The sequence below is a fragment of the Streptomyces sp. QH1-20 genome, assembly GCF_041283565.1.
GTDB classification, from domain to species: domain Bacteria; phylum Actinomycetota; class Actinomycetes; order Streptomycetales; family Streptomycetaceae; genus Streptomyces; species Streptomyces syringius.
Genome location: NZ_CP166299.1, coordinates 4,266,220 through 4,278,386, shown reverse-complemented (window position 1 = coordinate 4,278,386; position 12,167 = coordinate 4,266,220). Strand labels below are relative to the sequence as shown.

Sequence of the window (12,167 nt, the reverse complement as noted above, 5' to 3'; positions counted from 1 at the left end):
CCGGACGGGCCCTACGCGGCCACGGTGACGCGGTGGAACAGCCGTCCGGCGAGGTCGGCACCGGTGATCGCGCCGTTCTCGTCGCGGGTGAAGCAGCCGCGTTGCCCCTTCAGACCGCCGTTGGTGACGAGGTAGTCGTCCGCGTCGCCGGGCAGCAGGCCGAGGTCGGCCGGGGGGAGGTCCGGGGGCAGTTCGGTGTCCGCCGCCGCGCGGATCTCCGGCTTGATCGCGCACTCGATCGTCAGTCGGTCCCCGGCGTCGGCGATGGTGAGCGTCATCAGCTCGTTCTCATAGCTCCCGGCGGCCTCTTGGGCCCGTGCCGCGTCGTAGGGAAGCGGGTCCGGGTCCCGGTCGGCCACTCCCAGGCAGTGTTCGAGGGCCCACTCGACGACGGACTGGTTGAAGGCGAGGCCGCTGTCCGGGCCCGCGTTGGACAGCGCGACGACGGCGAAGTCACGCTCGGGCACGATGAGCAGTTCGGCGAACTGGCCGTTGGCCGACCCGCCGTGGCCGACGGTACGGACGCCGTCCACGTCACGCAGGAACCAGCTGATGCCGAAGGCGTCGCAGAGCGAGCTGCCCCGCAGTGCGACCGTCTGCTCCCGCATGTGCCGCAGGAGTTCGGCGGGCAGCACCCGGGTGCCGTCCTGGGCGCGGCCGTCGCCGAGATGGAACCGCGCCCAGCGAAGCATGTCCGCCACGGAGGACGCGCCGCCCCCGCCGGGGTTGTTGGCGCGGCTGTCCTTCCACCGCCGCGCGGTGACGAGCCCTCCGTCCTCCGTGAGGTGGTGCCCCACCGCGAACCGCCCGGTCAGGGCGTCGGAGGTCGAGAAGGACGTGTGCGACAGCCCCAGCGGCTCCAGCACCAGCGAGGCGACGGCCTGCTCGTAGGTCAGGCCCGTGACCTTCTCCAGGATCCGCCCGGCCAGATTGAAGCCCATCTGGCTGTAGGAGGCCCGGGTGCCGGGCGGCGCGATCAACTCCGCGCCGGACATCTCCGCCACGTACGCGGCCAGGGCGTCGTCGCCCTCGCCGGTGTCGACGCTCATCCTCCAGTCGAGCCCCGCGGTGTGGTTGAGCAGCTGCAGGACGGTGATCTCCGCCGCGGCCCGCTCGTCACGGAGCAGCAGTTCGGGGACGTAGCGGCGCACCGGCGCGTCCAGCTCGACGCGCCCGTCGGCGACCAGACGCATCAGCGCCGTCGCCGTGAAGGGCTTCGTGACCGAGCCCAGCGTGTACAGCGTGTCCTGATCGACGGGCAGCGGGCTGTCGACGTTCGTCACGCCGTGGCACGCGTAGATCTCCCGGCCGCCCGCCCACACCCCGACGGCGACCCCGGGCACCCCGAACTTCCCGGCCGCCGCCTCGACGAACTCCGACAGCGTCTGCTGTGTCCCCTGCGTCATCCCGCTCTCCCCCTCCACGATTCATCACGTCAGCAGCGGGAGCGGTGACACCGCCCCACGACTTGCACTAAGTACAAGTGAGACGTTAGAGGAAGGGTTGAACGCTGTGCAAGTACTTTCTTGAACGCTGTGCAAGAAGGCCCGTCGGACCGTCGGGCGGCGACCCCGAGTGGCGCCCGCGTCAGGCGGTGGTGCCGGGCAGACGGGCCGCCAGGCCGTCGAGGAGGGACTGGAGGCCGAAGGCGAAGGTGTCGTCCGGGGCTTCGGCGTAGTCGGTGGAGTCGATACGGGTCCGCAGGCGCGGGAAGCGGGAGGCGACCTCGGCCGCCTCCTTCATCGTGGTTTCGAAGACCTCCTCGGCGTCGCCGCCCTCGCGCTCGATCCTGCGGGTCAGCGAGGCCGCGGCGGCGGCGCCCGAGGCGTTGCCGAGGACGTAGGTGAAGACAGCGGCGGCGGCCCGGTCGGCCTCGGGGCCGACGAAGCCGGCCTTCTCGTAGACGGCGAGGTTGTGGTCGTCGTGGCGGGACTTGCCCTCGCCGTGGAAGAGATGGGTCGCGAAGGCCTGCACGAGCCAGGGGTGCCGGGTGAACATCGCGTACAGGTCGGTGGCCATGCCGGTGGCCGCCGTCCGCCAGTCGACGACGTCGAGATCGGGCAGCCGGATCTCGTCCCAGACCTGGTCGCCGGCGAGCGTGACGAGGTTGTCCTTGTTCTTGACGTGCCAGTAGACGGCGGTGGCGGCCGAGCTCAGGCGCTGGCCGAGGCTGCGCATGTTGAGGCCTTCCAGCCCGTCCGAGTCGAGCAGCTCGACGGCGGTTCGGACGATCTGTTCCCGGGTCAGCGTGTCGCGTGGCATGCGCTCACGATAAGTCACCCACGACGCGACTTGCACAAAGTTCACGAGGGGACTTGCACATTGTTCAAGTCCGGCTCTACTGTTCTCCACGTCGAGACTTGAACTAAGTAAAAGTCGCCGAGCCGCGAAGAGGCCGCCGAGAACCGGCCCGCCCCCGAGAAGGAGAAGTCCCGTGAACACGCTCACCGCCGTCGCCCAGATCCTCGTCGCCGCCGCCTTCGCCTCCATCCCCCTCCTGCGGCACCGCTTCGGCGGCGTCGCCAAGGCGGCGGCCGTCGCCGAGCTGGAGCGCCAGGGCATCCGCCCGGCCGTCCTGGAGGAGAACAGGCTGCGCTTCGACGCGAGCGGCCACGAGTGGTGGGCGCCCGGGGGGTTCGCCGCCGCGGCGCTCACCACGGCCGTCCTCAACCTGGCCGGCAACCCCTGGGGCACGACCCTGACCTGGGTCTTCTCCTCGATCGCGCTCCTCGCGAACATCGCCATCCTGCAGAGCCAGCTCGGCGCCGTGAAGTCCGTCCAGGCCGCCTTCCGCCGCAAGGGCGACCCCGAGCTGCTGCGGGTCGACGTCGCCGCCTTCCTCAAGGCCGCGGAGGGCGCCTTCCCCGCCTGGACCCGCGTCCTGCAGAACGTCCGTCACACGGTCGTCTTCGCCGGCTCCGCCCTCGCGCTGACCGGCGCGGCTCTTGTCTGACACCTCCGCCCGCCCCGCCCCGACCCGATCGCCCCCGACCCCGCCCCTCGGAGGAATACCGTGCCGCTCGCCGCCACCCTCGCCGCCGTCCTTCAGCTCCTCCTCGCCGCGACCTTCTTCGTCATCCCCGTCGTCGTCTGGTTCCGCGGCGGCGCCGCCCAGGACGCCGCCGAAGCCGAGATACGGCGCCAGGGCCACACGCCCGGCGTCCTCGCCCGGCACGGCATCGCCTTCCGCGAGAAGCCCTGGGAGTTCGCGCTCGCCCTCACCATCGGCGTGATCCTCACCGTGCTCGGGGGCCTCAATCTCGCCGGAAGCCCCACCGGACGTCTGCTGTCCTGGATCGTCGAGCCGCTGGTCTTCCTCGGCGTCGGCTTCATCACCGCCGGCCAGGTCTTCGCCACCGCCTACACCCGGGCCGCCTTCGCCCGTTCCGCCGAGCCGGCCGCACGGACCATCGACGCCCGGGCCCTGATCGCCGCCGCGGACAGCGGCTTCCCCGCCTGGCTCCGCCCCCTGGTCCTGGTCCGCTTTCCGCTCGCGACCCTCGGCTCGGCCCTCGTCATGGCCCTCCTCGCGCTCTAGCCGGAGGCCGGTCCTTCACGCCGATGCCCCCCGAGCGACTCCAGGCCCCGACCGGAAACCCGGCCGGGGCCCTCGTGTGTGCCCGTCTGCGTGGGTGCCCGCCCCAGGGGCGCCGCCGTCAGGCCGCCGCCGCGGGGAAGTCGCCGAGCGAAGCGGCGAGGAGGTCGAAGACGTGCGCCGCCTCCGGGGCCACCGTGGCGGCGATGCTGTCGTTGGAGTGGCCGACCAGGGTGAGTTCCTGGATGCGCTGGAACAGCAGCCGCTGGGCGGCCGCGAGCAGGGCCGCGGCGGCGCGGGGGGCGATGGCCGGGTCCGCGTCGGGGGCGGCCTCCGCGAGGACCGCGGCGAGGGCTTCCTCCCGCTGGTCGTGGAGGTCGCGCAGCCGGGCGGTGAGGGTGGGGCTGTCGGCGATCATGCGGGCGAACTCCGGCCCGGCGAAGCCCGCGACGGGGTCGCGCCGCTCGAGCGCGGTGTCGAACTCCCGGCGCAGCGCGGCGAGGGCGGACTCGCCGTCGGCCCGGTCGGCGACGGCGCGGGCCAGGCTCGCGGTGAACTGCTCGTGGTGGTCGAGGGCCAGGTCCTCCTTGCGCGGGAAGTAGTTGGTGACCGTCTTCTTGGCGACCCGGGCCGCCGCAGCGATCTCGGCGATGGTCGTCCGCTCGAAGCCCTCCTCGATGAAGAGGCGGGTGGCGTGGTCGGAGATCAGCTGCCTGGTCTCCTGCTTCTTGGACTCACGGAGTCCCGGTGTCTCGATACCCATGGAGCAATCTTACATCCGTAGCAAAATTATGCTTGACGGATCTTGCGCAGCGTGCATAAAGTTACGTCCGTCGCAAAAATCGCCTCAGCGAAAGAGAGTCCGTATGCGAAAGATCAACACCGCCAAGCTCGCCGCCGCCCAGGGCACCGGCCCGGCCGCCACCACCCGCCGCCTGACCCGCGAGCTGCCCCGCACCGGCCGTAGGACCGCCGTCCGTGCGCAGCACCAGGCACCGCGCCGCACCTACTGACCCCGCCCCCGCGCCCCGCACACCACCCCCCGCCGAGGAGCTGCCGTGAACGTCTCCGTTTCCACCCTTTCCCTGACCGTCGCCGATGTGGACGCCTCCCGTGACTTCTTCACCAGTCACCTCGGCTACCGGGTGGCCATGGCCGACGACGGCTTCGCGTCCCTGACCCGTGACGACGCGGCCGTCGACATCGTCCTGCTCCGCAAGGGCATGGAGATCCTCCCGGCCGAGCAGCGCGACCAGCACGCGTCCGGGCTGATCGTCGCCTTCACGGTCAGCGACCTCGCGGCGGAGGAGGAACGCCTGCGGAGCGAGGGCGCACCCATCACCATGCCGCTGCGCGAAGAGCCCTGGGGCGAGCGCCTGTTCCAGATGACCGACCCCAACGGCGTCGTCATCCAGCTCGTCGAGTGGGTCCAGGCCTCCCCCGACGCCTGAGCCGCGGGGGCCCGGGCGCCGGGCCCCCGCGCTACGCCCCCGTCGCCGCCTTCAGCGCCGCCCGGGCGAAGGCCCGGACCGCGGTCGTGTTGTCCGCGGCCCGCCACACCAGGCCGTAGCCGATGGGCTCGGCGTCCTCGAACGGGACCCGCGCTCGTCCGCACCGCTCGCCGCGGCCCTGCTGGCCGCGCTCGTCGGCGCCTTCGGCCTGCGGTCCCGGGCGGGCGGCGGGGCGGGCGCGGCCGGCGCCACCGCCGAGCGCGCCGAGGTGTCCGTGGCGTGCTGAACACCGCTGCCGGGCAGCGTGCTTCGGCGCGGGGATCCTCCGTGCCAAAGCGCCCTATACAGTGTTGAGACAGTCGAGTTCGATAAATGGGGGGCCGACATGGGTCTGTTCGGGAACGCGCACACGGTCGATCCGGTGTCGGCGCAGCAGGACTACGCGCGGCTCCTGGGGCACGGCGAGCAGGTGCACGCCGCCTACCTGCTGATTCGCGACACCATGCTCTTCACCGACCGTCGGCTCGTCCTCGTCGACAAGCAAGGGATCACCGGCAAGAAGGTGGAGTACCACTCCATCCCCTACCGGAGCATCACGCACTTCGCGGTGGAGACCGCCGGTCACTTCGATCTCGACGCGGAGCTGAAGATCTGGCTGTCCGGCAGCCCCACCCCGATCCAGAAGACCTTCACCAAGGGCGTCGACATCTACGAGGTGCAGGCCATCCTGACGCAGTTCGTGGCGCGGTAGCCGGTGGTGGGTGGCGTCGGGCCGCGGGGCTCGACACCACCCACCACTGACCGCTCAGCGCCGTCTCGCCGCGTTCCGCTGGAGGTACGCGGCGATGTCGGCCATGTCGTTCAGGATGCCGAGGAGGCCCTGGACGTCGCGGGCCGAGGCGCCGTTCGCCCCGACGAAGAACACGTCGTAGTGGCCCGGGCGCGTCTCGAGATACCCGGCAAGGGTGTCCCCGCCCACGGCCACGCGGTTGTTCAGCTCGTCGGCACCCGCGAAGGTGCCCGGCTTGGCGAAGACCTTGCCCCGGGCGGGGCAGCGCCGGCAGTTGTCCGCGAGGGATCCGTCGACACCGAGAACGGGCAGTGCCTCGCGGAACCGCTTCGCCTGGGACGTGTGCTGCCAGTACGTCAGGATCTGCGTGAGCGCGCGGGGCGTGGCGCGGTCGTTGGGGTTTCCGCCCCGGCCGTCGGCCAGTTGCACCGCCTTGCGGTCCACATGGGCACGGTCCAGGAACTTCGCGAGCACGGGGAATCCGTCCTGGCAGTCGGTGCTGCCCGCGTGCACGGCCATCAGGCAGATCCCGAGGTTCGCCCCGAGGTTGTGGCTGACCTTGAAGATGAGCCGGGCGTACTGCGCGAAGGGCGGGGAGGTGTACCGGGCCACCTTGGGCGCGCCCCGGTAGGAGTGCGGCAGTCTGCCCGTCGGGTTGGGGCCGACGGTCTTCGCGCGGACCTGCACCCCGGCCCGTTCCAGTGCCTGGATCAGGGCGGTACGGCCGAAGGCGTTCGGGTCCTTGATGTCCGACACCCGCAGGACCGGGGCGGAGCGGGCGGCGATGGTGCCGGACAGCCGGATGCGGGTGCCGTCGGCGGAGGTCCGCACGTTGATGTGAGTGGGTTTACCCGCCGCCACCGTCTTAACGGTGGACGTCACGCGGTAGGGCGCGACCTTCGGACGCCAGTCGAGACGGGCGGGCTGACCGGCGCGGCGGCCCGGAGTGGTCAGCAGATCGATGACGTTGTCATTGATGATCAGCGGCCGGGGCGTCGGGTCGAGCGTGACGTCCGGGCGGAACAGCCGGGGGTCGACGACCACATCGCCGTCGACGTGCCGGATGCCCGAGGCGCGCACCTGCCGGGCCAGCCGGTTGATGCCGGCCAGCGGATTCTGCCGGGTGAGCGTCGCGCCCGGAACGTCATTGGCGTAGGTGTGGTCGATGTCGGTGTAGGCGACGCTGCCGTTCGCGCGTGTTCTGCCGCCGAGGGTCAGATCGCCCTGGGCGACCAGGTCCAAATCGCCCTTCAGGGTCGACCCCCGGCGCTTGCCCACGGCGTGCACGGGCGTGACGAAGCGGTGCCCGCTGCCGAGGGTGCTCCAGGCGCCGCTGACGCTGAAGAGCTTGGCGGCGGAGCCGGGGATGAAGAACTGGTCGGCGTTGCGGGAGTGCGTCACCTCGCCGCTCTCCGGGTCCTGCTGGAACAGCCCCCACCGGGCGTGCCGGTAGGACGGCTTGTCCATGATCGAGGCGATACGGGGGTCGAGGTCGTGGTGCTTCCCCGACGGGGCGGGTGTCGCCTGGGCGAGGCCGGTCGCGGTGATGCTGCCGGCCAGCAGGAGGCTCAGGGTGCTGAGGACGCGCCGTCGGCTCCGGCGTCGCGTGGCGGCTGGTGACATACGGACTCCACCGGTGGTGTGAGGATGCGCGAGAGCCCGAAATGGGCGCTTTGAGGGTATGGCTCGCGATCACCGGCGGGCCGCGGCGCGGCGGCCGTATCCCCCGGACGCCCCAACTCCCCGGGCAACGCCCCCAACTCCCCGGCCTGGGGCCTCAGCGCGGCGACGGCCCGGGCCCCCCGCCGCGACGACCGGGCCGTCAGGCGCCCTGGGGCTTCGCGCGGACGTGCATCCGTTCGCCCTGCGGCCCGAACAGGCTGATGATCTCCACCGGCGCCTCCCCGGTGCTCCCGAACCAGTGCGGCAGCCGGGTGTCGAACTCCGCGACCTCCCCCGCCGTGAGCACCGTGTCGTGCTCGGCGAGCACGAGGCGCAGCTTCCCGCTGAGCACGTAGAGCCATTCGTACCCCTCGTGCGTCCGCGGCTCGGGCGTGCTGCGGGCGGCGGCGATGACCATCTTGAACGCCTGGAGACCGCCGGGCTGCCGGGTCAGCGGCACCACCGTCGAGTCACCGCGCCGGATCGGCTTCAGCCGCACGCGCGGGTCGCCGACGGGCGGTGCGCCGACCAGCTCGTCCAGCGGCACCTGGTGGGCGTGCGCGATCGGCAGCAGCAGCTCCAGGCTCGGCTTCCGCTGCCCGGACTCCAGCCGGGACAGGGTGCTGACCGAGATGCCGGTGGTCTGCGACAGCGCCGCGAGGGTGCAGTTGCGCTGCCGGCGGATGTGTTTGAGCCGCGTTCCAACGGCCGCGAGCACGTCTTCCATTCCCCTATTGCAGGAATGGCAACAAGGTTTGTCAATCGTGCGGGACAGGGCGCAGGGTCGGCGTCAGGAGGTGGCCGACCATGGCAGAAGAAGTGGAAGACGTACTGGTCATCGGTGGCGGGGCCGGCGGGCTGAACGCCGCGCTCGTCCTCGCCAGGGCCCGCCGCCGGGTGCTGGTGATCGACTCCGGCACACCGCGGAACGCGCCGGCCCCGCATGTGCACGGCTTCGTCTCGCGGGACGGCACCCCACCGGCGGAGCTGCTGGCCGCCGGGCGGGCCGAGGTCGAGCGGTACGGCGGACGGGTCCGCACGGGCGAGGTGCGCGCGGTGCGGCGCGGTGACGGCCGGACGATCGGTTTCGAGGCCGAGCTGGCCGACCGCACGCTCGTCCGGGCCCGCCGGGTGATCGTCGCGACCGGGCTGCGCGACGCCCTGCCCGACCTCCCCGGCCTGCGGGAACGCTGGGCCCGGGACGTGCTGCACTGCCCGTACTGCCACGGCTGGGAGGTGCGCGACCGGCCGCTCGGGGTGCTCGGGTGGCAGCCCGGAGCCGTGCACCAGGCGTTGCTGGTCCGGCAGTTGTCGGACGACGTGACGTACTTCGCCGACGGCGGTCAGCCGGACGACGCGACCCGCGCCCGGCTGACCGCTCGCGGCGTACGGATCGTGAGCGGCAAGGCCGACGGCCTGGTCGTCGAGGACGACCAACTGCGGGGCGTGCGGCTGGCGGACGGGACGGTCGTGGCGCTGTCCGCGCTGTTCGTGCCCACCCGGCCCGTGCCCCGTGACGCGCTGCTCGACGGCCTGGGCTGTGTGCGGGAGGACGACGGGCGGACCCGGGTGGACGCGAGCGGGCTGACCGGCGTGCCCGGGGTGTGGGCGGTCGGCAACGTGGTGGACTCCGGCGCCCACGTGGTGGTCGCGGCGGCGGCAGGGGCGAAGGCGGCCCTCGCGGTGAACATGGACATGATCGAGGAAGAGCTGAGGGAGTACGCGCGATGAGCGACAAGGACTTCGACTGGGCCGCGATGGCCGATCTGCTGGAGCTCGAGGGCGAGACCCACAGCCCCTACGTACGCCAGGCCCTGGAGGAGCTGGGGGACCTCGCGCCGCGCCGGATCCTGGACATCGGCAGCGGCCCCGGGGTCGCTGCCTGCCGGATGGCCGCACGCTTCCCCCGGGCCGAGGTCACCGCCGTGGACGGATCGCCGGAGCTGCTGGCCCGCGCCCGGGAACGGGCCGAGCGGCTCGGTGTCGAACTGCGGACCCAGGTGGCCGAGTTCCCCGAGGGCCTCGCCGACGTGGGCACGGCGGACCTGGTGTGGTCGGGGCAGGTCGTGCATCACGTCGGCGACCAGCAGGGAGCGCTGGACCGGCTGGCCGGGCTCCTCGAGCCCGGCGGTGTGCTGGCCGTCGTCGAGGGCGGCCTGCCGACCCGCCAGCTCCCACGCGACCTGGGCTTCGGCCGTCCGGGGCTGCAGTCCCGGCTGGACGTGAAGATGGCGGAACGGTTCAACCGCATGCGCGAGGAGCTGCCCGGATCGGTGGCGGTGGTCGAGGACTGGCCCGGCATGCTGCGGGCCGCGGGACTCACCGGGGTCCGCAGCCGGACGTTCCTCGTGGACCACCCCGCTCCGCTGGCCGACGGACCGCGGAAGTCGGTGCGGAGCATGCTGGAGCGCCAGCGCAAGATGTTCGACGAGCTCTTGGACGCGGAGGACCTGGCGACGCTGGACCGGCTGCTCGACCCGGCCGACCCGGCGGGCGTCGACCGGCGCGAGGACCTGTTCCTGCTGACCGCGAAGACCGTGCACTTCGGGCAGCGGCCCTAGGGCTCGCCCTGGGTGCACGGGTCTTCTCCCCTTACCGGCCCGGCGTGCAGGTGGCCGTGGCCGTCCTGCGGGGGTCGCTCTCCGAACGGGCGGTGAGGACGACCTTGCCGTTCCGTTCGGCCCCCGGCTTCGCGGTCACGGCGACGCCGACGGGGACCGTGGCTCCGGCCGCGGCGGTGGTGAGCCGGTTGGGGAGCCAGGCGGACCAGCCACGCCCGGAGGCCGTGGCCGACAGCCGGTAGACGTCAAAGGACAGCCGGGGATCGTCGGAGGTGGCGCGCCCGGTGTTGCGGAGGTCGAAGGTGCACATGGCCCGGCCGTTCGCGGGATCGCCCTTCGCCGTGCCCCGGCCGAGCGCGATCCCGCGCTGCTGCGGTCCCGCGCCGTCCAGGGACTTCACACCGACGTCGTAGGAGAGCACTCCGGAGGCGTCGCGCCGCACGTCGAGGATGTAGAAGTGCAGCCGGTTGGCCTCGTCGACGTACTCGTAGGAGCTGCCGGAGTCGGCTCCCGCGTGGAAGAGCGCGTCGCTGAGCTGCCGGTAGTCGCCCATGGTGATCTTCTGCGGGGTGCCGTCGGGGCGAGTGAAGTCCACCAGGTCGATGTCCTCCGGGTGCGCGTCGACCGCCCAGACGAACGGGGCCCGGTCCGCGTTCTTGGTCTTGCTCAGCAGCACCCCGCTGTCGGGGGTGAACGAGTCCATGCCCATGCGGTCGACGACTTCGACGGTGTAGTTCTCGTAGCCGCCGCCGTCGCAGAGCGGGTCGGTGGCCCGGTCGCAGGCCGGGGAGAGATCGCGGCGCATGGTGATGTTGACGCCGGTGAGCCCCTTCTCGCCGGGCGGCGCGGAACGGGCGGTGACGCGGGCGACGACGAGGCCGGAGTTCTTCAGGGCGTCGCGGTCCAGCCGCAGGACGTTCTTCTCGTCGACGATGCCGAGTTTGAGCTTGTCGCGCAGGACGTGCTGGGCGCCCATCGAGCCGCCGGCCGCGGCGGGCACCTGCCAGCGGGTGTGCGGGCCGCCGGGGCCGTTGAACGAACCTCGCGAGAGCATGCCCCAGATGCCGGTGTAGGCACGGCTCAAGGGCTGGCCGTAGGGGTTGTTGTAGTTGTCCCCGATGCCCAGGATGTGGCTGAGTTCATGGGCGAACGTGGCCATGCCGGAACTCTCGGCCTGGGTGGAGGACCCGTTCGCCGCGTTGGGCCAGATACGGGCCGCCGCCTGCCAGGACGTCCACGGCACATAGCGGGTGCGGGCCGCGTTCCCGCCGCCGGGGACGGGGGACGGCGGCCCCCAGGTGGCCGGCACGTCCTGCGGGGACGCGAACTTCATCTGGCCGAACTCCTGCCAGGCGGAGGACTCGTCGACCCCGGCGGTGAGGTAGAAGACGAAGTCGAAGTCGTCGACCCGGTCGGCGCCCACGTCGGCGGCCCAGGTGCGCTTGCCGTCGGCGCGGATGTCCTTGCCGCAGGTGTCCCCGACCGGGCAGGCTCCGGGGTTCATCCCGGGCTCGATGCCGTACTGGTAGGACTTCCACGGCATGCGGTACACGCCGAAGGCGGTCAGGTCGACGCCGACGCGGCCGCCGGAGTCCTCCATCCAGTACTCGTTGATGGTGTGCCCGCGGTTGAGCGCGCCCGGCTTGTTCAGGAAGTCCTGGTAGAACCTGGGCACTTGCGCGCGGGGGATGTTCGACGCGGCGGGCAGCGGGTTGCCGAAGATGTTGGAGCCGGGCGGCCTGCTGACCGAGAACTCCTCATCGGGGTAGTCCAGAAGCACCAGGGCGCCCTTGAACGTGCGCTGTGTGGGCTTGACGTCGGGGTTGGCCCAGTCGGTGCCGGGGACCGGGCGGTATTCGGCCCAGGTCATGTCGTCGGGGTTGCGCCAGCGCTGTGGGTCGATCGGCTGGACGAGGGGCGGTCGCGGCCGGGGGCCGGTGTCGGGTATCGCCCGTGCGGGTCCGGCGGCGACGGCGGCCAGGACACCGAGGAGCAGAGCGAGAACGCTGAGCGCGCGTAACCGACCTGAACGACGGACGCGTCTGCGGCGGAGGAACAAGACTCACCTCTTGTCTGAAGTCATCGGACGAGGAGATGGCAAGCCGTTCGATGGGAGTGCCCCACCGCGGTCAAGGTAGAGCTGAGGGAGACGTGACGCCAGAGTGCCC

The 12,167-nt window shown here is 71.9% G+C and carries 14 protein-coding genes; 7 read left to right on the top strand and 7 right to left on the bottom strand.

All coding sequences use genetic code 11. The annotated features are described in order from the left end of the window. Nucleotides 1–11: 11 nt before the first annotated feature. Together AB8O64_RS19305 and AB8O64_RS19300 are read right to left on the bottom strand one after the other, a co-directional pair. Nucleotides 12–1,406, bottom strand: a complete 1,395-nt coding sequence (locus tag AB8O64_RS19305) for a serine hydrolase domain-containing protein (RefSeq protein WP_370420229.1) — start codon at nt 1,404–1,406, stop codon at nt 12–14. A gap of 181 nt (nt 1,407–1,587) precedes the next feature. After that, a complete protein-coding gene (locus AB8O64_RS19300; protein WP_370420228.1) occupies nt 1,588–2,262 on the bottom strand; it encodes a TetR/AcrR family transcriptional regulator C-terminal domain-containing protein in 675 nt (224 codons plus the stop codon). A gap of 172 nt (nt 2,263–2,434) precedes the next feature. On the opposite strand from AB8O64_RS19300, the gene AB8O64_RS19295 reads away from it, so the two are divergent. Both AB8O64_RS19295 and AB8O64_RS19290 read left to right on the top strand, forming a co-directional pair. Further along, nucleotides 2,435–2,953, top strand: a complete 519-nt coding sequence (locus AB8O64_RS19295) for a hypothetical protein (protein ID WP_370420227.1) — start codon at nt 2,435–2,437, stop codon at nt 2,951–2,953. Between the two features lie 60 nt (nt 2,954–3,013). Continuing rightward, nucleotides 3,014–3,538 carry a hypothetical protein gene (locus AB8O64_RS19290; RefSeq protein ID WP_370420225.1) on the top strand — a complete coding sequence of 175 codons (525 nt, stop codon included), beginning with the start codon at nt 3,014–3,016 and terminating at the stop codon, nt 3,536–3,538. 118 nt (nt 3,539–3,656) lie between these two features. On the opposite strand, the gene AB8O64_RS19285 is transcribed toward AB8O64_RS19290, so the two are convergent. Beyond that, a complete protein-coding gene (locus AB8O64_RS19285; RefSeq protein WP_370420224.1) occupies nt 3,657–4,298 on the bottom strand; it encodes a TetR/AcrR family transcriptional regulator in 642 nt (213 codons plus the stop codon). A gap of 103 nt (nt 4,299–4,401) precedes the next feature. Between AB8O64_RS19285 and AB8O64_RS19280 the strand changes: the two genes are divergently transcribed. Both AB8O64_RS19280 and AB8O64_RS19275 read left to right on the top strand, forming a co-directional pair. Further along, the gene (locus AB8O64_RS19280; RefSeq protein WP_370420223.1) at nt 4,402–4,548 is read left to right on the top strand and encodes a hypothetical protein; all 147 of its coding nucleotides are present in this window, start codon (nt 4,402–4,404) and stop codon (nt 4,546–4,548) included. A gap of 45 nt (nt 4,549–4,593) precedes the next feature. Beyond that, nucleotides 4,594–4,986 carry a VOC family protein gene (locus AB8O64_RS19275; protein ID WP_356451322.1) on the top strand — a complete coding sequence of 131 codons (393 nt, stop codon included), beginning with the start codon at nt 4,594–4,596 and terminating at the stop codon, nt 4,984–4,986. Nucleotides 4,987–5,017: 31 nt separating this feature from the next. Here AB8O64_RS19275 and AB8O64_RS19270 read toward each other — a convergent pair whose 3' ends face one another. Next, on the bottom strand, nt 5,018–5,320 hold the full coding sequence (locus AB8O64_RS19270; RefSeq protein ID WP_370420221.1) for a hypothetical protein: 303 nt from the start codon (nt 5,318–5,320) through the stop codon (nt 5,018–5,020). 51 nt (nt 5,321–5,371) lie between these two features. Here AB8O64_RS19270 and AB8O64_RS19265 point away from each other — a divergent pair, with 51 nt between their 5' ends. Then, complete coding sequence (locus tag AB8O64_RS19265; protein ID WP_130878411.1) at nt 5,372–5,737, top strand: PH domain-containing protein; 366 nt, start codon at nt 5,372–5,374, stop codon at nt 5,735–5,737. Between the two features lie 54 nt (nt 5,738–5,791). Here the strand turns inward: AB8O64_RS19265 and dacB are convergent, their stop codons facing one another. Continuing rightward, nucleotides 5,792–7,399: a D-alanyl-D-alanine carboxypeptidase/D-alanyl-D-alanine-endopeptidase gene (gene dacB, locus AB8O64_RS19260; RefSeq protein WP_370420219.1), complete on the bottom strand. Its 1,608-nt coding sequence runs from the start codon at nt 7,397–7,399 to the stop codon at nt 5,792–5,794. Between the two features lie 199 nt (nt 7,400–7,598). After that, nucleotides 7,599–8,165, bottom strand: coding sequence for a helix-turn-helix domain-containing protein (locus tag AB8O64_RS19255; RefSeq protein ID WP_370420215.1), 567 nt, complete (start codon nt 8,163–8,165; stop codon nt 7,599–7,601). An 80-nt stretch (nt 8,166–8,245) separates the two neighbouring features. Between AB8O64_RS19255 and AB8O64_RS19250 the strand changes: the two genes are divergently transcribed. Both AB8O64_RS19250 and AB8O64_RS19245 read left to right on the top strand, forming a co-directional pair. Continuing rightward, a complete protein-coding gene (locus AB8O64_RS19250; protein WP_370420214.1) occupies nt 8,246–9,169 on the top strand; it encodes an NAD(P)/FAD-dependent oxidoreductase in 924 nt (307 codons plus the stop codon). Then, nucleotides 9,166–9,999 (top strand): methyltransferase domain-containing protein, encoded by an 834-nt coding sequence (locus AB8O64_RS19245; protein ID WP_370420213.1) that lies wholly within the window; start codon nt 9,166–9,168, stop codon nt 9,997–9,999. Before AB8O64_RS19250 ends, AB8O64_RS19245 begins: the two co-directional genes overlap by 4 nt. Before the next feature lie 31 nt (nt 10,000–10,030). Here AB8O64_RS19245 and AB8O64_RS19240 read toward each other — a convergent pair whose 3' ends face one another. After that, a complete protein-coding gene (locus AB8O64_RS19240) occupies nt 10,031–12,058 on the bottom strand; it encodes a M6 family metalloprotease domain-containing protein (RefSeq protein WP_370420211.1) in 2,028 nt (675 codons plus the stop codon). Nucleotides 12,059–12,167: the final 109 nt, after the last annotated feature.

Excerpts from the sequence above, each read along its gene's own strand:
- AB8O64_RS19305 (WP_370420229.1), bottom strand. The coding sequence starts at position 1,406 with ATGACGCAGGGGACACAGCAGACGCTGTCGGAGTTCGTCGAGGCGGCG.
- AB8O64_RS19300 (WP_370420228.1), bottom strand. The coding sequence starts at position 2,262 with ATGCCACGCGACACGCTGACCCGGGAACAGATCGTCCGAACCGCCGTC.
- AB8O64_RS19285 (WP_370420224.1), bottom strand. The coding sequence starts at position 4,298 with ATGGGTATCGAGACACCGGGACTCCGTGAGTCCAAGAAGCAGGAGACC.
- AB8O64_RS19280 (WP_370420223.1), top strand. The coding sequence starts at position 4,402 with ATGCGAAAGATCAACACCGCCAAGCTCGCCGCCGCCCAGGGCACCGGC.
- AB8O64_RS19265 (WP_130878411.1), top strand. The coding sequence starts at position 5,372 with ATGGGTCTGTTCGGGAACGCGCACACGGTCGATCCGGTGTCGGCGCAG.
- dacB (WP_370420219.1), bottom strand. The coding sequence starts at position 7,399 with ATGTCACCAGCCGCCACGCGACGCCGGAGCCGACGGCGCGTCCTCAGC.
- AB8O64_RS19255 (WP_370420215.1), bottom strand. The coding sequence starts at position 8,165 with ATGGAAGACGTGCTCGCGGCCGTTGGAACGCGGCTCAAACACATCCGC.
- AB8O64_RS19250 (WP_370420214.1), top strand. The coding sequence starts at position 8,246 with ATGGCAGAAGAAGTGGAAGACGTACTGGTCATCGGTGGCGGGGCCGGC.
- AB8O64_RS19245 (WP_370420213.1), top strand. The coding sequence starts at position 9,166 with ATGAGCGACAAGGACTTCGACTGGGCCGCGATGGCCGATCTGCTGGAG.